The sequence below is a fragment of the Corynebacterium nuruki S6-4 genome, assembly GCF_007970465.1.
Lineage (GTDB): Bacteria > Actinomycetota > Actinomycetes > Mycobacteriales > Mycobacteriaceae > Corynebacterium > Corynebacterium nuruki.
On the sequence record NZ_CP042429.1, the window covers coordinates 296,930 to 317,950 of the forward strand.

Annotated in this window: 15 protein-coding genes; 14 read left to right on the forward strand and 1 reads right to left on the reverse strand. The window is 69.4% G+C overall.

The genetic code is table 11. From position 1 onward, the window contains the following. The first annotated feature begins 122 nt into the window (after nt 1–122). On the forward strand, nt 123–3,515 hold the full coding sequence (gene lysX, locus FSW06_RS01365; RefSeq protein WP_010119040.1) for a bifunctional lysylphosphatidylglycerol synthetase/lysine--tRNA ligase LysX: 3,393 nt from the start codon (nt 123–125) through the stop codon (nt 3,513–3,515). 72 nt (nt 3,516–3,587) lie between these two features. Here lysX and FSW06_RS01370 read toward each other — a convergent pair whose 3' ends face one another. Continuing rightward, the gene (locus FSW06_RS01370; protein ID WP_010119039.1) at nt 3,588–4,919 is read right to left on the reverse strand and encodes an alpha/beta hydrolase; all 1,332 of its coding nucleotides are present in this window, start codon (nt 4,917–4,919) and stop codon (nt 3,588–3,590) included. Between the two features lie 407 nt (nt 4,920–5,326). Between FSW06_RS01370 and ftsY the strand changes: the two genes are divergently transcribed. The 13 genes from ftsY (at nt 5,327) to FSW06_RS01435 (ending at nt 21,018) form a co-directional block, all read left to right on the forward strand. Further along, on the forward strand, nt 5,327–6,919 hold the full coding sequence (ftsY, locus tag FSW06_RS01375; protein ID WP_010119038.1) for a signal recognition particle-docking protein FtsY: 1,593 nt from the start codon (nt 5,327–5,329) through the stop codon (nt 6,917–6,919). Nucleotides 6,920–7,106: 187 nt separating this feature from the next. Further along, on the forward strand, nt 7,107–8,483 hold the full coding sequence (locus tag FSW06_RS01380; RefSeq protein ID WP_010119036.1) for an ammonium transporter: 1,377 nt from the start codon (nt 7,107–7,109) through the stop codon (nt 8,481–8,483). 168 nt (nt 8,484–8,651) lie between these two features. After that, complete coding sequence (gene ffh / locus FSW06_RS01385) at nt 8,652–10,259, forward strand: signal recognition particle protein (RefSeq protein WP_010119034.1); 1,608 nt, start codon at nt 8,652–8,654, stop codon at nt 10,257–10,259. A gap of 163 nt (nt 10,260–10,422) precedes the next feature. Continuing rightward, nucleotides 10,423–10,911, forward strand: coding sequence for a 30S ribosomal protein S16 (gene rpsP, locus FSW06_RS01390; RefSeq protein WP_010119033.1), 489 nt, complete (start codon nt 10,423–10,425; stop codon nt 10,909–10,911). A 367-nt stretch (nt 10,912–11,278) separates the two neighbouring features. After that, on the forward strand, nt 11,279–12,622 hold the full coding sequence (gene gdhA / locus FSW06_RS01395) for an NADP-specific glutamate dehydrogenase (protein WP_010119032.1): 1,344 nt from the start codon (nt 11,279–11,281) through the stop codon (nt 12,620–12,622). A 10-nt stretch (nt 12,623–12,632) separates the two neighbouring features. After that, complete coding sequence (gene rimM, locus FSW06_RS01400) at nt 12,633–13,208, forward strand: ribosome maturation factor RimM (protein WP_010119031.1); 576 nt, start codon at nt 12,633–12,635, stop codon at nt 13,206–13,208. 19 nt (nt 13,209–13,227) lie between these two features. Continuing rightward, nucleotides 13,228–14,085 (forward strand): tRNA (guanosine(37)-N1)-methyltransferase TrmD, encoded by an 858-nt coding sequence (gene trmD, locus FSW06_RS01405; RefSeq protein WP_010119030.1) that lies wholly within the window; start codon nt 13,228–13,230, stop codon nt 14,083–14,085. Between the two features lie 156 nt (nt 14,086–14,241). Then, complete coding sequence (locus FSW06_RS01410; RefSeq protein ID WP_010119029.1) at nt 14,242–15,246, forward strand: hypothetical protein; 1,005 nt, start codon at nt 14,242–14,244, stop codon at nt 15,244–15,246. 432 nt (nt 15,247–15,678) lie between these two features. Next, nucleotides 15,679–16,161, forward strand: a complete 483-nt coding sequence (locus FSW06_RS01415; protein ID WP_010119028.1) for a hypothetical protein — start codon at nt 15,679–15,681, stop codon at nt 16,159–16,161. Next, entirely contained in the window at nt 16,088–18,496 is a 2,409-nt protein-coding gene (locus tag FSW06_RS01420) for a Tex family protein (protein ID WP_050801931.1), read from the forward strand. The genes FSW06_RS01415 and FSW06_RS01420 overlap by 74 nt, the downstream gene beginning before the upstream one ends. Nucleotides 18,497–18,653: 157 nt before the next feature. Further along, nucleotides 18,654–18,998, forward strand: coding sequence for a 50S ribosomal protein L19 (rplS, locus tag FSW06_RS01425; protein ID WP_010119026.1), 345 nt, complete (start codon nt 18,654–18,656; stop codon nt 18,996–18,998). Nucleotides 18,999–19,460: 462 nt separating this feature from the next. After that, nucleotides 19,461–20,333: a signal peptidase I gene (gene lepB / locus FSW06_RS01430; protein WP_010119021.1), complete on the forward strand. Its 873-nt coding sequence runs from the start codon at nt 19,461–19,463 to the stop codon at nt 20,331–20,333. 49 nt (nt 20,334–20,382) lie between these two features. After that, on the forward strand, nt 20,383–21,018 hold the full coding sequence (locus FSW06_RS01435; protein ID WP_029448899.1) for a ribonuclease HII: 636 nt from the start codon (nt 20,383–20,385) through the stop codon (nt 21,016–21,018). Nucleotides 21,019–21,021 lie beyond the last annotated feature (3 nt).

Genomic DNA, 21,021 nt, shown 5'->3' on the forward strand with positions numbered 1-21,021 from the left:
ACCCCGTGGCGCCCGGGCAGCCGGGGCTGCCCGGGGCGGGCGGGGCTGGCACGGCGAAAAGTGACGGTCCGCCACTTTTGATTCCGTTGTCGCAGGGGCGGCACTGGGGCAGGATTGACGGTATGACCTCCCCATCCCCGACCTCACCGGCCGTCGGCCGCGTCCCCCGGGCCATCGGAATAGCGCTGTGCAGCTACGCCCTGCTGGGCGTCCTCCTCGTCATCCTCGGCTACATCGACCACGGTGTCCGGGGTCTGCGGACCGATCTCGGTCTGCTCGTCCTCCCGCTTCCGGCGTCCTTCGCCTGGTGCGTCGCCCTGGTCTTCCTCGGCGGCGCACTCCTCGCGGCGAAACGGACCGCCTGGGTGATCTCCGTCGGCCTCCTGCTGCTGCTCAACCTCGCCAACCTCGGACTCCTGGCCTACGTGCTCGGCAACGGCGGCTCCGACGACATGTCGGCGCTCGAGGACAGCAGCCTGCCGGCGGTGGTCACCGGGAACCTCCGGGAACTCTACGGGGACCGCTGGATCCTGTTCATCATCGGCTGCGTCGTCGAACTCCTGCTGCTCATCGTCCTGCTCGCCGCCGGACGCAGCTTCCGCGCCCGGACCCGCCGGGGGGCGGTCCTGCGGGGTATCGGCGCCTGGCTCGCCGGCGTCGTCTGCGCCGGCGTGGTCGGTGCGGTACTCGTCGCGCTCTGGCCCGGCGGCCTCCACGGCGCCGACCGGTGGTGGTGGGTGGTCGACCATGCGGTGGGGGTGGCGGTCACCGACCACAACCTCGCCGGCAGCGGACCCTCGGGCATCATCCGCCTCATCGTCTCGGTCATCTCCGCACTCGCTGTCATCGCCGGCGCGATGACGCTCCTGCGGTCCCGCAGCGACCGCAACGCGCTGACCGCCACCGAGGAGGAGATCCTCCGTGCCATGACGGCGCGCTACAACACGACCGACTCGTTGGCCTACTTCGCCCTCCGTCACGACAAGTCCGTCATCTTCGCCCCCGACGGCCGGTCCGCGGTGACCTACCGGGTCGAGAACGGGGTGTGCCTGGCCTCCGCCGACCCGCTCGGTGACCCCGGGGTCTGGGATGAGGCGATCTCGGCGTGGACGGCCATGGCGGCGTCCTACGGCTGGACCACCGCGGTGATGGGTGCCTCGGAGACCGGCGCCGCCGCCTACGGCCGGCACGGCCTCACCGCCCTGCACCTCGGCGATGAGGCGGTGCTCAACGCCGACGACCTGCACCTGTCCGCCCCGGAGTTCCGGGCGCTGCGGCAGGCGGTCGCCCGCGCCCGACGGGCCGGGATCACCGTGCGGGCCCGCCGCCACCGCGACCTCACCGACGACGAGCTCCGGCTCGCCGAAGAACGCGCCAACCTCTGGCGGGACACCACCGACGAGCGCGGTTTCTCCATGGCACTGGGACGCCTCGGTGACCCCGGGGACGGCGACTGCGTCCTCGTCGAGGCGCTGCTCGACGACGAGGTCGTCGCCGAACTCTCCCTGGTGCCGTGGGGGACCGACGGACTGTCGCTCGACCTCATGCGCCGCAGCCCCGCCGCACCCAACGGCACCGTCGAGACGATGGTCGTCGACCTCGTCCTCGGCCAGGCGACCACGACCGGCAGCACGATCGAACCGCGGCGGGTGTCGCTGAACTTCGCCGTCTTCCGCAGCATCTTCGCCACCGAGAACCAGATCGGCGTCAACCCGCTGACCCGGCTGACCCGGCGCATCCTCGTCTTCTTCTCCCGGTGGTGGCAGATGGAGGCCCTCTACCGGTCGAACGAGAAGTACAACCCGCAGTGGGTCCCGCGGTTCATCTGCTACGGCGAGAGCGCCTCGGTGCTGCGGGTCGCCGTGGCGTCCGGGATGGCCGAGGGGTTCATGCCCGACCTGTCCACCCTGCCGGGACTGCGCCAGCTGACCGCCCGTCGCCCGCACCGGGACCCCGACCCGTCGCCGGCGGTGCGCCGGGCCCTCGACCTCGTCCCGGTCTGGCAGGAGGAGACCGCCAACCCGCCACGGCCGGCGCGGCGGGTGCCCGAGCAGGTCGCGGTGCGGATCGCCACCGCACAGCGGATGCGGGACGCCGGGACCGAACCCTGGCCGGTCACCACCGCCCCCACCGCGGGCTGCGGGGACATCAGCGACCGGAGCGCCGGCCCCGGAACCACCGTCACCGTCGCCGGCCGGGTCATGGGACGCCGCCGTTTCGGCGGTGTGGTCTTCCTCGACCTGCAGGACCTCACCGGCCGGTGCCAGATCCTGCTGGAACGCGACCGGCCGGCCTCACTCGCCGGACTGCGCGACCTCGACCTCGCCGACCTGGTCCAGGTCACCGGGACCGTCGGGACCTCGCGCACCGGCACCCCCTCGGTCCTCGCCGACACGGTCACCGTCGAAGCCAAGGCACTGCACCCCCTGCCGGACACCCGGTCCGGGCTCACCGACCCCGAGACGCGGCTGCGCAACCGCCACCTCGACATGACCGTCAACCCGGAGCTGAGCCGACGCCTGCGGGCCCGGGGTGCGGTCCTCGGGGCGATCCGCAGCGAACTCGGCGGCGACGGCTACCTCGAGGTCGAGACCCCGATCCTGCAGAAGACCCACGGTGGCGCGGCGGCCCGACCGTTCCTCACCAGGTCGAACGCCTACAACATGGACCTCTACCTGCGCATCGCCCCCGAGCTGTACCTCAAGCGGCTGCTGTGCGGCGGGCTTGACCGGGTGTACGAACTCGGCCGGGACTTCCGCAACGAGGGAGTGGACGCGACCCACAACCCCGAGTTCACGGTGCTGGAGGCCTACCGGACCCACTCCGACTACCGGGACATGATGGACCTGACCCGGCGGCTCATCCAGGCTGCCGCGGCCGCCGTCCACGGCAGTCCGAAGGTCGTCGGTCCGGACGGCGACCTCGTGGACATCTCGGGGGACTGGCCCGTCGTCAGCGTGTACGGTGCGCTCACCGATGCCCTGACCGGGGAACTCACCGCCCGGGGCCGGACCCCCGAACCCGGGTGGCAGCTGACGCCGTCCACCCCGGTCGAGGAGCTGCGCGCCATCGCCGACATCATCGGATTCGACTACCGGACCGAGTGGGACCACGGCTACCTCGTCGAGGAGCTGTACGGCGACTACGTGGAGGACCGGACGACCACCCCGACCTTCTACGCGGACTTCCCGGTCTCGACATCCCCGCTCACCCGACCGCACCGTTCCATCGCCGGTGTCGTCGAACGGTGGGACCTGGTCGCCTGGGGGACCGAGCTCGGTACCGCCTACACCGAGCTGACGGATCCGCTGCTGCAGCGGGAACGGCTCGAGGCGCAGTCGCTGCTCGCCGCCGGCGGGGACCCGGAGGCGATGGAGGTCGACGAGGACTTCCTGCGTGCCCTGGAATTCGGTATGCCGCCGACCGGCGGTATGGGTATCGGCATCGACCGGTTGATCATGCTCATCGTCGGTGGCAGCATCCGCGACGTCCTGGCATTCCCCACCACCCGGTGACCCGGCTGTGGGGGAGGGGGCGGGCCGTCACGGTCGTCGCCGTTGTCACGGTTGTCACGGTCGTCACGGTCGTCACAGCCCGCCCTGCTCGGCGACGGTGGGGAAGGCCTCCTTCAGCGCGGTCCGCCAGGTCCCGAAGTCATGGCCGCCGGGGACCTTGCGCACCGTGACATCGGCGCCGGCCGCGGTCGCCAGCTGGGCCAGGGCGGAGAGATCTCGGACCGCGCCCTGGTCGGAATGTCCGGCGACGAACCAGATCCGCAGATGGCGGTAGCGACCGTCGTCGGCGTGGGCCTTGAAGAGATCCTCCGGGTTGGCCGCCCGGAAGGCGTCCTCCGACCCGCCGAAGAAGTCCCGGACCGTCGCGGCATGGTCGCCCGCGTCGTTGACCGGGGTGCGTTCCCCCGAGAAGTCCAGCACCGTACCGTAGCCGCGGGGCGAGTTGGCGCCGACCTGCAGGGCACAGGTGCCGCCGTAGGAGAGACCGCCGATCGCCCAGTGGGCGCGGTCCGGGTCGGCGTCGAGCCGGTCGGTCAGCCAGGCCGGGACGTCCTGGTCGAGGTAGGTGCGGACCTTCCCGCGGGGGGAATCGGTGCACACCGGGTTGTTCCAGGTCGCACCGGTGGCGTCGACGACCGCGACGATGGGGGAGAGGCCGTGGTGATTCTTCTGGTAGTCCTGGGACACTTCGGCAGCCTGTCCCTCATCGAACCACTGGTCGGGTGACCCGGGGATGCCGGGCATGAGGACGACGACGGGGAGCCGGGGGCGCGGCACGGTGAACCAGGCCGGCGGCAGATAGATCTGTGCCGGCCGGGCCTGGAACCCCGAGGCGGGGGCCGGGATCGTCGCGGAGAACCGGGTGCCGACATCCGGCATGCCCCGGCTGGTCCGCGGCGGATTCCAGTCGCGGACCGCGACTGTCCCGTCGGCACCGACGGCGTCGGGGATCTGGTCGGCGTGGACCTTGGTGTAGGGCTCGTCGGGGGTCAGGGACCCGATGTCCGGGTAGATCCGGTAGGAGCCGTTGACCGTCACCAGCCCCACGATGACGGCGACCGCGACCGGCACGGTCAGCCACACCCGTCGCCAGGAGGTGGACAGCCGGTCGAGGTGGGAGGCCAGGTCCACGACGCCCAGGAACAGGCACCAGAGGATCAGGACGACACCGACCATGGTGCCCACCGGTATCTCACTGAGCGGTACCGACAGGACGACAAGGACGACGACCAGTGCGACCACGCTGACGAGCACGGTCAGTCCGCTGGCGAGGACGAGGATCCGCGTTCTGCGGTCCTTCGGCAGGGCGAGGACCAGGACCACGACGGCGAGGACGCCGAGGACGGCACAGACCACGGTCGTCGCCGTGCCGTACAGGGGAATGGAATCCAGGAAATCCAGCACGTCACCGATGGTAGTGCCCGGGCCGGGCGTTGAGGGGTGGAATGGACGGCCCTGCCCCGGCCCTGACCTGGTCTTGACCTGGTCTGCCCTGTGCTCGCCCGATCTGCCCCGGCCTGCTCTGCTCCGGCCTGGCCTGGTCTGCCCTGATCTGCTCCGGCCTGTCCCGGAGCAGGTCGGGTGGGCCGGCTGCCGGGCGTCGCATCCGGAGGCAGCGGATCTGTCTGTGTGGCAGGCCAAAATGGCGTCGGACACGGTGGTGAACGACGTTTTGGCCTGCCAGCCGAACAGATGCGCTGCCACGGAGTCTGGCTCCGCCCCTCCGGAGACTCCCGGTCGACCGGGTCCGGCAGCCGCTTATCCGCGGTCGACGCTCACCTGGTCCGGGGTTATCTGATTCACTGGGGGGTATGGAGCCGCTTTACTGGATCATTATTGCCGCGGTCGTAGTCGTCGTTGTCGTCGCGCTGCTGATCGTCCTCGGGATCCGCCGGGGGAAATCGAAGGAGATCTCGTTCGAGAAGAAGGACGAGCTCGAGCAGCAGAAGCCGTCGTCCGGAAACTACGAGGCGAAGGGCGGATTCAACTTCAGTGCCGGGACCGCGACGGGGCTGGCGGACGAGGCCCAGAAGATCGCGGAGGGCAAGACCCCGGAGCCGGAACCGGTGACGGAGGCTGTGACGCCCCCGGAGGAGAAGCCGGCCGCCCCCGAGCCTGTTCCCGAGCCCGAGCCCGAGCCCGAGCCGGAGCCGGAGCAGAAGCCTGAGCCTGAGCCTGAGCAGGCGCCGGAACCCGAGGCGGCTCCCGAGCCGGAGCCCACTCCGGAGTCCGAGCAGGAGCCGGAGCCCGCGGAAACGCAGGCACCTGCTGCCGAAGAGGCGCCCACGGAAGCGACCGAAGCGGCATCTGCCGAGGAGGAGGCCCACGAGACCACTGCTGCGGAGGAACCGGCAGCGGAGCCGGCCACCGAGGCAGCACCGGAGGTCACTCCGGCACCCGTCGTCGAACCTGTTCCCGAGCCCGAGCCCGAGCCCACCCCGGAGCCCGAGCCCCAGCCGGAGCCCGCACCGCGCGACGAGATCGCCCCGGTCGAGGGCCGGCTCGGACGGCTGCGCGGCAACCTGTCGAAGTCGCAGAACGTCATCGGGCGCGGTGTGCTCGGTATCCTGTCCGCCGGCGACCTCGACGAGGACGCCTGGGAGGAGATCGAGGACACGCTGATCATGGCGGACCTCGGCACGAAGACCACCGTGGCAGTCGTCGAGAAGCTCCGGGACCGGATCGCGGAACACGGCGTGTCCAGCGAGGACGAGGCCCGCGCCATGCTGCGCGAGTGCCTCATCGAGGCCGGACGCCCCGAACTCGACCGGTCGATCCACGCCATGCCCTACGACGGCAAGCCCGCGGTGATCATGGTCGTGGGTGTCAACGGCACCGGCAAGACCACCACCACCGGCAAGCTCTCCCGGGTGCTCGTCGGCATGGGGCACAGCGTCCTGCTCGGTGCGGCGGACACCTTCCGTGCCGCCGCAGCGGACCAGCTGGAGACCTGGGGACGCCGCGTCGGGGCCGAGACCGTCCGCGGCAAGGAAGGTGCGGACCCGGCGTCCGTCGCCTTCGACGCCGTCGCCCGGGGCGTGGAAGACGGGGTGGACGTCGTCCTCGTCGACACCGCCGGCCGACTGCACACCTCCGTCGGTCTGATGGACCAGCTCGGCAAGGTCAAGCGTGTCGTCGAGAAGAAGGCGAAGGTCGACGAGGTCCTCCTCGTGCTCGACGCCACGGTGGGGCAGAACGGCCTGATGCAGGCCCGGACGTTCCGCGACGTCGTCGACATCTCCGGTGTGGTGCTCACCAAGCTCGACGGCACCGCGAAGGGCGGTATCGTCTTCCAGGTGCAGGAGGAGCTCGGCGTCCCGGTGAAGCTCGTCGGACTGGGGGAGGGGGCCGACGACCTCGCCCCCTTCGAGGTCGAGAGTTTCGTGGACGCACTGCTCGGCTGACCGGCGCACCGTGAACGCACGGTGACTGCCGCGGCGACCGCCCTGTGGCGTGACGGGAAACATTCCCGTAACGCCCGGGGCGGTTCTTTCATGTCACGGAAATCTGAGCGGGAGAAAAGACGAAACACGGGGGACGTTTACTCAGGGACAAGACCGATCCGCTGCACGACAGCAAGGAGAGAGTGAAATGACCCCTGAGGAGATGGCCTCGGCCACCGGCGATTCCGCCTGGATGCTCATGAGCGCCGCACTGGTGCTGCTCATGACCCCGGCACTCGCCCTGTTCTACGGCGGCATGTCCCGCCAGAAGTCCGCGATCAACATGATGATGATGTCCTTCGGGACACTCGGACTCGTCGGCGTGATCTACGTGCTGTGGGGCTGGTCGATGTCCTACGGCACCGAATCCGTGGCCGGCTGGTTCGCCAACCCCTTCCAGTTCTTCGGCCTGCGGAACTCGGTGACCGACGCCGCCGGCAACTACCTCGCCGGCGCCAACGGCTACGCCAACGTCATCGACATCGGCTTCCAGCTGACCTTCGCCGTGATCACCGTGGCGATCATCTCCGGGTCGCTGGCCAACCGCGTGAAGTTCTCCACCTGGATGATCTTCGCCGGCCTGTGGGTCACCCTCGCCTACTTCCCGCTGGCGCACATGGTGTGGGGCGGCGGTTTCCTCTCCGATTCCGCCGACGGTATCGCCGCGAAACTGTTCGGTACCGTCACCGAGGACGGTGAGAAGATCGCGGCGATCGCCCCGATCGACTTCGCCGGCGGCACCGTGGTGCACATCAACGCCGGTATGGCCGCCCTGATCCTCGCCCTGATCATCGGCCGTTCCCGCTCGTTCATGAAGACCGAGACCCGGCCCCACAACCTGCCGCTGGTCATGCTCGGTGCCGCGCTGCTGTGGTTCGGCTGGTTCGGGTTCAACGGCGGCTCCGCCTTCGGCGCCAACGGGGACGCCGGCCTGGCGTGGCTCAACACGACCGTCGCCACCTGTGCCGCGATGCTCGGCTGGCTGCTCGTCGAACAGCTGCGTGACAAGCACGTCAGCTCGCTCGGCGCGGCGTCCGGTGTGGTCGCCGGCCTGGTCGCGGTCACCCCGGCCGCCGGGAACCTCACCCCGGTCACCGCGATCATCCTCGGCGCGGTCGGCGGTGCCCTCGCCGCGGTCGGTGTGGGCCTGAAGTACCGCTTCAAGTTCGACGACTCGCTCGACGTCGTCGGCGTCCACCTGGTCGCCGGCCTGTGGGGCACCGTGGGGATCGGCCTGCTGGCCACCGACGACGGTCTGCTCACCGGGGGCGGCACCGCCGGCTTCAAGCTCTTCATCGTCCAGGTCGTCATCGCGGTCGTCGCGCTGGTCTACACCGCGGTGGTCACCTTCCTCATCGGCATGGCCCTGAAGAAGACGGTGGGCTGGCGCATCTCCGGTGACGACGAGGTCGCCGGTATCGATGCCACGCTCCACGCCGAGACCGCCTACGCCAACGACGAGGCGCGGGAGCTCACCGCCCTCGAGGAGGAACAGGACGCCGCGGCGGCGCCCACCATGGGCTGACCCGGCAGGGTCGGCCGGCGCAGGGGAGAGGCGGGGGCAGAGTGGGCGCAGGGCGGGGGCAGGGATGGGCTCAGCCGAACCCCGCCCCACCGACTGTGCCGGTCGTGACCCGCCGGGTAGTGTGGTGGGGTCACGTGCCGTCCTCAACCCGCAGGGAGAAGTTCCACAGTGTTTGAGTCCTTGTCCGACCGTCTCACCGGCGCCCTCAAGGGGCTGCGGGACAAAGGCCGGCTCACCGAGGCCGACGTCAACGCCACCGCGCGCGAGATCCGTCTGGCGCTGCTGGAGGCCGACGTCTCCCTGCCGGTCGTGCGGGGCTTCATCAAGCGGGTGAAGGAGCGGGCGAACGGCGTCATCGTCTCCGAGGCCCTCAACCCGGCGCAGCAGGTCATCAAGATCGTCGACGAGGAGCTCAAGGACATCCTCGGCGGCGAGACCCGCCGCCTCAACCTCGCGAAGAACCCGCCGACGGTGATCATGCTCGCCGGCCTGCAGGGTGCCGGTAAGACCACCCTGGCCGGAAAGCTCGCCCACCACCTGGAGAAGCAGGGGCACACCCCGCTGCTCGTCGCCTGTGACCTGCAGCGTCCGGGCGCGGTACAGCAGCTGCAGATCGTCGGCGAGCGCGCCGGCGTCCCGACGTTCGCCCCGGACCCGGGCACCTCCCTGGATTCGCACGAGCACGAGATGGGCACCAGCCACGGCGACCCGGTCGCCGTGGCGAAGGCCGGTATCGAGCAGGCGACCCACGACAAGCGCGACGTGGTCATCATCGACACCGCCGGCCGCCTCGGCATCGACGAGGACCTGATGACCCAGGCGCGGAACATCCGCGACGCGGTCAACCCCGACGAGGTCCTGTTCGTCATCGACGCGATGATCGGTCAGGACGCCGTCACCACCGCCGAGGCCTTCCGGGACGGGGTGGACTTCACCGGCGTGGTGCTCACCAAGCTCGACGGTGACGCCCGCGGTGGTGCCGCCCTGTCGATCCGTGAGGTCACCGGCAAGCCGATCCTGTTCGCCTCCACCGGTGAGAAGCTCGACGACTTCGATGTCTTCCACCCCGACCGCATGGCCGACCGCATCCTCGGGATGGGTGACGTGCTCACCCTCATCGAACAGGCCGAACAGGTCATGGACCAGAAGCAGGCCGAGGATTCGGCGATGCGGATGGCACGGGGTGAGCTGACCCTCGAGGACTTCCTCGAGCAGATGCTCATGATCCGGAAGATGGGCCCGCTGGGCGGCATCCTCAAGATGCTGCCGGGCGGCAAGCAGATGAGTCAGATGGCCGACCAGGTCGACGAGAAGCAGCTCGACCGGATTCAGGCGATCATCCGCGGTATGACCCCGGCGGAGCGCACCGACCCGAACATCCTCAACGCGTCCCGCCGCCGACGTATCGCCACCGGTTCCGGCGTGGAGGTCTCGGACGTCAACCAGCTGGTGAACCGTTTCTTCGAGGCGAAGAAGATGATGGGCAAGATGGCCGGCCAGTTCGGGATGGGCGGCGGTGGCCGCAGCGCGACGAAGAAGAAGCCGAAGGGCCGCAAGGGCAAGAACGGCAAGCGCAAGCCCGCCAAGAAGGGCGGCGGCCAGCGTGGCGGACAGGGGATGCCCGGTATGCCGGGCATGGGCGGAATGCCGGGGATGCCCGGTATGCCGGGTGCCGGTGGCGGCACCCCCGACCTGTCCGCCCTGCAGGGACAGATGCCCCCGGGGTTCGAGAACGTGGACCTCAGCAAGCTCGATTTCGGTAAAGGAAAGAAGTAGGGGTACTGTGGGACGGTCTGCGTAACACCGTCCCCGACCCCGGTCGGCCGGTGGTCACGCGCAGGATAAATCCAAGGGTTGAACCGGCCCGGTGCGTCACCGTCACAGGTGGGGCAGCGGGTGTCCGCACTGCCCGGTGACCGTCTACAGGAAGAGGACCATCATGGCCGTCAAGATCAAGCTCCAGCGTCTGGGCAAGATCCGTACCCCGCACTACCGCGTCGTCATCGCCGACGCCCGCACCCGCCGTTCCGGCAACGTGATCGAGAACATCGGCACGTACGAGCCGAAGGCTGAGCCCTCCGTCATCAAGATCGACTCCGAGCGCGCTCAGCACTGGCTGTCCGTCGGCGCCCAGCCGACCGAGCCGGTCCTCGCCCTGCTGAAGGTCACCGGTGACTGGCAGAAGTTCAAGGGTCTGCCGGGCGCCGAGGGCACCCTGAAGGCCCAGCCGGAGAAGCGCTCCAAGCTGGACATCTTCAACGAGGCCCTCGCCGAGGCCGCCAACGGCCCGACCGCCGAGGCCATCACCGAGAAGAAGAAGAAGAAGGCCAAGGCGGACGCCGAGGCCAAGGCCGCTGCTGAGGCTGAGGCTGCTGCCGCCGCCGAGGCTGCCGAGGCTGAGGCCCCGGCCGAGGAGTCCGCTGAGTAACAGCGTTTTCCCGGCGCTCCCGGCGCCGCCCGCGCGGAACCGACCCCGCCACCGCACCTTCACCGGTGCGGCGGCGGGGTTCCGTGTATCCGGTGCCAGGTGTCTGTCGGCCGGGTGGCCGGGCCGGGACAATCCACCCTGCCGACGCGCACCCGGAGGCTGGACCCGACCACCCCCGCCGTGTTAACACGATGTAAAAGATCATCGTGAAGATTACCGTTGTATTTCGACCAAGGTATCTCACCGGTAAACTGTGCGAGGTTGCGTGTTTCGCCCGCGTTACGTGGTCTCCATCGGCCACCGGGGCGCACACGCCGGCCAACGGGACCGCTGGTCTGCGGTCCCCATGCCTACCGAAGGGAGCACGATGGACGTCGATTCCACAGTCAAGGGCTTTTACGAGCAGATTCTCCAGCGCAATGCGGGGGAGCCGGAGTTCCACCAGGCGGTGTCGGAGGTGCTCGCCAGCCTCCGGTACGTGCTGCGGAAGGACCCCCATTACGCAGACAACGGACTCATCCAGCGGCTCACCGAGCCCGAGCGGCAGATCATCTTCCGCGTGCCGTGGATCGACGACCAGGGCCAGGTCCAGGTCAACCGGGGTTTCCGGGTCCAGTTCAACTCCGTCCTCGGCCCGTACAAGGGGGGTCTGCGCTTCCACCCGTCGGTGAACCTGGGCATCATCAAGTTCCTCGGCTTCGAGCAGATCTTCAAGAACTCGCTGACCGGCCTGCCCATCGGCGGCGGCAAGGGCGGCTCCGACTTCGACCCGAAGGGCAAGTCGGACATGGAGATCATGCGCTTCTGCCAGTCCTTCATGACCGAGCTGGAGCGCCACATCGGCGACAAGGTCGACGTCCCCGCCGGTGACATCGGCGTCGGCGGCCGCGAGATCGGCTACCTGTTCGGCCAGTACCGGCGCATGACCGGCCGCCACGTCTCCGGCACGCTCACCGGCAAGGGCCTGACCTGGGGTGGTTCCCTGGTCCGTACCGAGGCCACCGGATACGGCTGCGTGTACTTCACCCAGGAGATGATGGCCTCCCGCGGTGACCGTCTCCACGGGGCGAAGGTCATCATCTCCGGGTCCGGCAACGTCGCCATCTACGCCATCGAGAAGGCCCAGGAGCTCGGCGCCACCGTCGTCGCGTTCTCGGATTCCTCCGGCTACGTCTCCACCCCTGACGGGGTCGATGTCGAACTGCTCCGCGACATCAAGGAGGTGCGTCGGCTGCGGGTCTCCGACTACGTCAAGGAGACCAACGGCGCCACCTTCCACAAGGGCGGCAACATCTGGGAGACCGAGGCGGACGTCGCGCTGCCGTGTGCCACCCAGAACGAGCTCGACGGCGAGGCGGCGAAGCTGCTGGCCGACCACGGCGTGAAGTACGTCGCCGAGGGTGCGAACATGCCCTGCACCCACGACGCGATCCAGGTGTTCAAGAAGCGGAAGATCGACTTCGCCCCGGGCAAGGCCGCCAACGCCGGCGGTGTGGCGACCTCCGCCCTGGAGATGCAGCAGAACGCCTCGCGGGACTCCTGGACCTTCGAATACACCGACAAGCGGCTGCGCGACATCATGCGCAACATCTTCAAGAACGCGGCGAGGACCGCCGAGGACTACGACGTCCCGCGGGACTTCGTCGTCGGTGCGAACATCGCCGGGTTCAAGAAGGTCGCCGATGCGATGATCGCCCAGGGCGTCATTTAATCTGGACTGCATGACAGAACTGCAGATCGGCCGGGTCATCAAACCGCACGGGGTGCGTGGTGAGATTGTCGTGGACCCCACGACAGATGATCCGGACGCCCGGTTCGCCGTCGGAACGGTGCTGACCGGACGACAGGGGGGCCGTGGCGGCCGGGGTGGCCGTGAGCTCAGCCTCACGGTGGCCTCGGTGCGCCCCCACCAGGGGCGGCTGCTCATCACCTTCGACGAGGTCCCCGACCGGACCGCGGCCGAGTCCATGCGGGGTCTGAAGTTCTTCGCGCCGCCGGTGTTCGACGCCGACGACGACGGCTACTACGACCACGAACTCGAAGGCCTCCACGTGCTCGACTGCGGGCCGGTGGATGCGGCGACGGCGTCCGCCCGTGCCTACGAGGGTGCACAGCCCGAACCGGTCGACATCGGTGAGGTCACCGGCGTGACCCACGGTCCGGCCGGCACCCTGCTCGAGGTGGCCGTGGACGGGCGCACCGTCCTCATCCCGTTCCGCCACGCGATCGTGCCGATCGTGGACCTGGACAACGGGGCACTCGTCATCACCCCACCGGAGGGGTTGCTCGAGCTGTGACCGGGTAACATCCGTGCCCATGCGTCTGGATGTCGTCACCATCTTCCCCGAGTACCTCGACCCGCTGCGGCACGCCCTGCTGGGGCGCGCCATCGAACGCGGCATCCTCGAGGTCGGGGTGCACAATCTGCGGGACTGGGCCCACGACGTGCACAAGTCCGTCGACGACACCCCCTTCGGCGGTGGCCCCGGCATGGTCATGAAACCGGAGGTGTGGGGCCCCGCCCTCGACGACGTCGTCGCGCTCACCGGGCCGGCCGCCGCCGACGGTGTACTGGATTCCGCGCTGCCGCACGTCCCCGCGAATGTTCCGGAACAGGTGGCCGCGCAGGAGCGGGGAGAGGACGCCGCCACGGCGTCCGACGGTGACCGGCGTCCGGTCCTCGTCGTCCCGACCCCGGGCGGGGCACCGTTCACCCAGGACACCGCACAGCGCTGGTCCTGCGAGGACCGGCTGGTCTTCGCCTGCGGCAGGTACGAGGGCATCGACCAGCGGGTCTTCGACGACGCGGCACAGCGGTACCGCGTCGAGGAGGTCTCGCTCGGCGACTACGTCCTCATCGGCGGGGAGGTCGCGGTTCTCGTCATGGCGGAGGCCGTCGTGCGGCTGATCCCCGGGGTGCTCGGCAACCGGCGCAGTCACGAGGAGGACTCCTTCCAGGACGGTCTGCTGGAAGGCCCGGCGTACACGAAACCGCGGGTATGGCGCGACCTCGAGGTCCCCGGGGTCCTCACCTCCGGGGACCACGGGAAGGTGGACCGGTGGCGGCGGGACCAGGCGTTGCTGCGGACCGCGCGGCAGCGTCCGGACCTCATCGAGGCGGCACGGGCCCGCGGGGACCTGGACCGGCAGGATCTCGGGGTGCTGGGGGAGTAGCCGGGCAATGTTGTCCACAGGGGTCCGGTTGTCCACAGGCTCCTGGGCTTTCGCCGTCGGGACATCCGGTGCCGGGGCGGGGGCCACGTAGTCTCCGGCAGGGAAGGCCACCGGAACCCCGGGGGCCGGGGACACACATCCTGGAGGGGACCCACCATGCTGTACACCGAACCCGTCGGACATCCGGCGATCGAGGAACTGACCGTCTACCCGCTCAACCGGGCGGAACTCCGGCTGGCGGACGCCTTCGCCGGCGGGCGGTCGGCGGTGGAACGGACCGCCGTGGAGAACGCCACCCGCGGCCGCGGTGCCGCCTATGTCGCCCGTGTCCGGCACACCACGGAGATGTCGTGGCGGATGCCGGTCCTGTTCTCTGCCGCGCTGGACGACGGCCGGATGACCGTCGACCACTTCGATGCCCTGTGGCGGCGGATGGACCGCCACCCTTGTGTGCGCGCCGAGGTCGATAGTCAGATCATCGCCCGCGAGAACCGGGCGGCGGAGCGGGCACGCCGCGAGGAGCTGCGGGAACAGGCGCGGGAGGCGGGGGAGCCGGAGCCGACGTGGGACGACGAGGGCTACCACGACGATGCGTGGGACGGGTACTCCGCCGATCCGGTCCGCCGTGACCCATTCAGCGGGAGCATGGTCTACCGGCTGCCGGATCCGGAGAACGGCCGCAGCAGCTTCCTCGACGAGCATGTCGAGCGGGTGCTGCTCGACTGGTTGCGGGACATCCCGCACCGGCTGAGCAGTCCGGGTGGGGAACAGACCACGGTGCCCCGCCCGACGGTGACCATCCACCGGCTGCGTGAGGCCGTCGACCGGGCGCTCGATGACGCGGCCGAGGATCTGGAGCGTTACCGCGAGCAGGGGCAGGAGATGGCAGAGCAGGCCGAGCAGGCCGACCGGGACCGGCTGGAGGCGGCGGCTCGCGCGAAGAAGGCGGCGGATACCCGGGCGAGGAAACGGGCGGAGCGGGCGGCGCGCAGGAAGGCGGAGAAGGTGAGGGACGCAGAGCAGGCAGCGAAGGCAACGAAGGCAACGAAAGCGGCGAAGGCGGGGACAGCGGCGAAGGCGGGGGACACCGGGAAAGCCGGGATCCCAGTGGAGGATGCCGCCGCGGTCGTTCCGGACGACGGGGATGCCCGGCCCTTCTAGGTGTAGTTCCCGTCCTGGTGTACGTCCCGGGGAGGTTGTGAACGTCGCCGTCGGTGTCAGGATTGCGAATCGAGGGGTCGGCCGGCTGCTGCGGATGTCGGTTTTACGAACCCAGGGGTCGGTCCGCTCTTCCGGATGCTGGGTTCACGAACCCAGGTGCTGCATTCAGACGGGAAAATAGACCTGTCGGTTCGTTCCGCGGGCATCGGCCCAGTGGCAGGCGCAGTATCGGCCCAGCGTCGGGCCCAGCGTCGGGCCCAGCGTCGCGTTCAGTGTCGGATCCACGGGCGCGTCACGGGTGGGGTACCGGGGCCCGCCGGTTCCCCGTTGCCGGTGGCGGTTGCCCTGCCACGGTCACCGGTGGTCTTCTTCGGTGTTCTCCCGGTGGTCGTGTCCACAGCCTCTCCGGGAACTACATCTAGGCTGGGGCCTATGACACCGGACCGCCACACCTTCACTGACCTCAACGCCCTGTTCCGTGGTTCGGACAAGGCAGCGACCGTCACCCGGATCACCGACGGGGTCACCGCCCTCGGCTGCACCGGTGTGCAGGTCCGTGCCCGGGTGATCACCCTGGCCTGCGAACCCGACAACATGCTCGTCGCCGCCTACCAGCAGGTGCACGACGCACCACCGGTGACCGAGGACCTGCACCGCATCACCGTCTCCGCGACGGTACCGGCCGCGGTCACTGCCGCAGCCACTGCCACAGCCGCCGACACAACCGCCGGAGCTGCCGACATCACGGACCGGGTCACCCGGGCCGTGGTCGCGGCCCTGCCGACCGGGCCGGACGGGACGGCCACCGTCTGGTTCGGCTCCACCCGCTACGATGAACCGAATGACGACAGTGACATCCCCAGGGACAATCACAGCGACAACCACAGCGGCCATCACGGCGACGATCGCCCGTGAACTCGGTGTCGGCGAGCAGCAGGTCGCCGCGACCGTCCGCCTGCTCGACGAAGGCAACACCGTGCCGTTCATCGCCCGCTACCGCAAGGAGATCACCGGCGGGCTCGACGACAGTCAGCTGCGCACCCTCGACACCCGCCTGACCTACCTGCGCGAACTCGAGGACCGGCGCGCCACCGTGCTCGCCGCGATCGAGGAGCAGGGCAAACTCACCGACGACCTCCGGGGCCAGATCCTCGCCTGCACGACGAAGGCCCGTCTCGAGGACCTCTACCTGCCCTTCAAGTCCACCCGTCGGACGAAGGCGACGATCGCCCGCGAAGCCGGTCTGGAACCGCTCGTCGAGGCACTCCTCGGCGACTGCGCCACCGACCCCGCCGACCTGGCGTCCGGCTACGTCACCGAGGGGTTCGCCGATGCGAAGTCGGTGCTGACCGGGGCGCGAGCCATCGTGCTCGACGAGATCGCGACGGACGCCGACCTCGTCGGCGAGGTCCGTGAACGGTTCTTCGGTACCGGCACCATGGCCGCCGGTGTGGTCGAGGGCAGGGAGAACAGTCCCGAGGCACAGAAGTACCGCGACTACTTCGAGTTCTCCGAACCCTTCACCGACCTGCCCTCCCACCGCATCCTCGCACTGCTGCGCGGGGAGCATGAAGGGGTGCTGCAGCTCAACCTCGACCCGGGTGACGACACGGTCTACCAGGGCATGATCGCCGACGCCCGGGGCCTGGCCCCGCGCGGGGACGCCGCCGACAAGTTCCGTGCCGAGTGCGTCCGCTACGGCTGGCGCACCAAACTGCAGATCTCCTCCGGCGTCGATGTCCGGATGCGGCTCAAGGAGAAGGCGGACGCCCAGGCCGTCGAGGTCTTCGCCCGCAACCTCCATGACCTGCTGCTCGCCGCCCCCGCCGGCCAGCGCGCCACCCTCGGACTCGATCCCGGGTACGCCCACGGCGTGAAGTGCGCCGTCGTCGACTCGACCGGCAAGGTCCTCGATACGGCGGTGGTCTACCCGCACCAGCCGCGCAACCGCTGGTCGGAGAGTTCCGACGTCCTCGCCCGGCTCTGCGCCCGCTACAACGTCGAGCTCATGGCCGTCGGCAACGGGACGGCGTCCCGGGAGACCGAGAAACTCGCCCGGGAGATCTCCGACACCGTCTCCACGGCCACCGGCACCCGGCCCACGCCCGTCGTCGTCTCGGAGGCCGGCGCCTCGGTCTACTCCGCCTCCGAACTGGCGGCCGAGGAGTTCCCGGACATGGATGTCGCACTGCGTGGTGCGGTCTCCATCGCCCGTCGGCTCCAGGACCCGCTCGCCGAACTGGTGAAGATCGACCCGAAGTCCATCGGCGTCGGCCAGTACCAGCACGACGTCAACCAGGTCATGCTCGCCGGGGGACTCGACGATGTCGTGGAGGACGCCGTCAACTCCGTGGGCGTGGACGTGAACACGGCCTCGGCGCCGTTGCTGCGCCGGGTCGCCGGCATCTCCGCGACCGTCGCCGAGAACATCGTGCGCTACCGGGAGGAGCACGGTGCCTTCGCCTCCCGTCGCCAGCTCGGAGACGTCCCGCGGCTCGGCCCCAAGGCCTTCGAGCAGTGCGCCGGGTTCCTGCGCATCCGCGGCGGCTCCGATCCGTTGGACGCCTCGGCGGTGCACCCTGAGGCATATCCGCTGGTCCGGCGCATCACCGACCGGACCGGAGTGGATGTCGCCGAGCTCATCGGCAACACGCGGGTGCTGTCGACGGTGAAGCCGGCCGATCTGGCGGACGCCACATTCGGCGTCCCGACCGTGACCGACGTGCTCGCCGAGCTGGAGAAGCCGGGCCGGGATCCGCGGCCGGAGTTCCGGACCGCGGCGCTGGCCGAGGGGATCGAGAAGGTCTCCGACCTGACGCCCGGCATGGTACTGGAGGGCACGGTCACCAACGTGGCTGCGTTCGGCGCCTTCGTCGACGTGGGCGTCCACCAGGACGGTCTGGTGCACGTCTCGGCGATGTCCGACAAGTTCGTCGAGGATCCGCACGACGTGGTCCGCTCCGGGCAGGTCGTCCGGGTCAAGGTCATGGAGGTCGACGTGGAACGTCAGCGGATCGGTCTGTCGCTGCGGCTCACCGATGAGCCGGGGCAGGAGCGGCCGAAGAAGGGCTCCGGCGGCGGTCGTGGTCCCCGCGGTGAGCGTGGCGAGCGTGGTGGCCGACGTGGTGGTCAGGGCAACCGTGGCGGTCGCTCCGGTGGCCGGCAGGGCGGCCAGCAGGGTGGCACGCAGGGCGGCAAGGCCGGTGGTTCGATGGCGGACGCCCTGCGCGCCGCCGGTTTCGGCCACTGACACCGTCGGATTTGTCCGTCGGCCAGCGCCGCTGGCATACTTTGAGGGTTGCGTGTCTGCGGTGAACCGCCGTCGGTCACGACACAACTGAATGGTGTGGGCACGAACGCGGCTGCCGCGGTCCTCTGTCCGATCGAGCTACAGCAAGGATTCTTCCATGAACAACATCCTCGACAAGGTTGATGCAGCCCAGCTGCGGACCGACATCCCGGACTTCCGCCCCGGCGACACCCTCGACGTGCACGTCAAGGTCATCGAGGGCTCGAAGAGCCGTATCCAGGTGTTCCGTGGCGTCGTCATCCGTCGCCAGAACTCCGGCATCCGCGAGACCTTCACCGTCCGTAAGGTCTCCTTCGGCTGCGGTGTGGAGCGTACCTTCCCGGTCCACTCCCCGAACATCGACCACATCGACGTCCTGACCCGCGGTAAGGTCCGGCGCGCCAAGCTGTACTACCTCCGTGACCTGCGCGGCAAGAAGGCGAAGATCAAGGAGAAGCGCTAAAGTCAGCTGCCTGACCAGCGCGAAACAGGCCCCGGCCTGCGTGATGTCCCGAGCGGACACCATGCGGGACGGGGCTTTTCCCATGTCTGCCCCGTGTCCGTCCCGTGTCTGGCTATTGCCTGGCCCGTGTCCTCCCCGTGCCTGCCCATGTCCTCCACGTGCCTGCTAGTGCCCAGCTGTATTTCCCGGGAAGGTCGTGGACACCGCCGTCGGTGTCGGTTTTACGAACCCGGGGGTCGGTCGGCTCCTGCGGATGTGGGGTTCACGAACCGAGGTGCGGTCTCAGGACCGGAAAATCGACCTGCCGGTTCGTTCCGCGGACACCGGGGTCAGTGCCGGGGTCAGAGTCGGGACCTGTGTCAGTGCCGGGGTCGCTGTCGGACCCGGCGACGGTACGGGGGTGGGCTGCCGACTCCCGGTGCACCGCGGTCTCCGGGACGGCCGATGGTAACGTGACCAGGCGTGACCCACGCCAGCTCCCCGACCCCAGAATCCGCCGGACGCCCCTACGGGCGCCACGCGTCACCGGGGGAGGGCCACGGGCAGGACGCCCCGGCACCGCGGCGTCCGACCAGTGAACGCGAGAAGGTCGCCGCCCGGCGCCGTGCCGAAGAAGAGAAGCGCCGCGGGCGCAAAACCTACCCCTGGTGGGTCGAGTTCCCCATCATCCTCGTCGCCGCCCTGGTGCTGCTCGCGCTGATCAACTCCTTCGTCGGGCGGCTGTACCAGATCCCCTCGGAGTCCATGGAACCCACACTGCACGGCTGTGAGGGCTGCACGGGTGACCGGATCTTCGTCAACAAGATCTCCTACGATTTCGGACGCCACCCCGAACCCGGGGACGTGGTCGTGTTCGTCGGCCCGGACTCGTGGAACGACAGGTACGTCTCGCAGCGCTCCGACAACGGGGTGAAGCGTGGCGTGCAGAACGGGCTGTCCTATATCGGCATCGTCGCCCCTGACGAGAACACCCTGGTCAAGCGGGTCATCGCCACCGGTGGGCAGACGGTGAGCTGCCAGGCGGGCGATCCCGGGATCATGGTCGACGGCAAGGAAGTCGACAGTTCCTACATCCAGGATCCGGCGACGTACCCGGTCGACGCCGCGACCGGCTCGGACGCCTGCGGCGGGGCCTATTTCGGCCCGGTGACCGTCCCCGACGGCAACCTGTGGATGATGGGCGACAACCGGACGAACTCCGGGGACTCGCGCTACCACCTCGGCGATGAACTGCAGGGCACCGTCCCGGAATCCAACGTCGTCGGCAAGGTCGAGGCCAAGGTCTGGCCGCTGGGCAGGATCGGGGGCGTCGGTGCCCCCGACATCCAGAAGTGACGTGCCCGGCATGACCGCCACGGTACGCACCATGCCCGACGGCAGGACGCTGGAGTGGGCGGTGCACAAGGCAGGGCTGGGTCCGGTCGCCGGAGTCGACGAGGCGGGCCGGGGCGCCTGCTGCGGCCCGGTGACCGTGGCCGCCTGCATCCTGCCGCCCGGCCCGCTGCCGGAACTCGACGGTCTCACGGACTCGAAGAAGCTCACCGCGCGCCGACGGGAGAAGTACTTCGACCTCATCACCGCGGCGGCGGTGGACTATGCGGTGGTGAACGTGCCGGCGTCCTACGTCGACCGGTGGGGGATCCAGCACGCCAACCTCGGCGGTATGCGCCGGGCGGTGGCCCGGCTCGGGGTACGCCCCGGCTATGTGCTCACCGACGCGATGAAGGTCAACGGCTTGACCCGGCCGCATCTTCCCGTGGTCAAGGGCGATCTGATCTGCCGGTGCATCTCGGCGGCGAGCGTGCTGGCCAAGGTGACCCGGGACCGGTTGATGGTGGAACTGGACGCCGTGTACCCGGGCTACGGTCTGGCATCGCACAAGGGGTACGGCACCTCCTCCCACATGGACTCGGTGAGTCTGCTCGGCGGTACTCCGGAGCACCGCTACACTTACTCCAACGTGGCCGCCGCACACGCGCGGTGGCTCCAGGCAGCACAGCAGGCACAGCAGAAGGGGTGATCC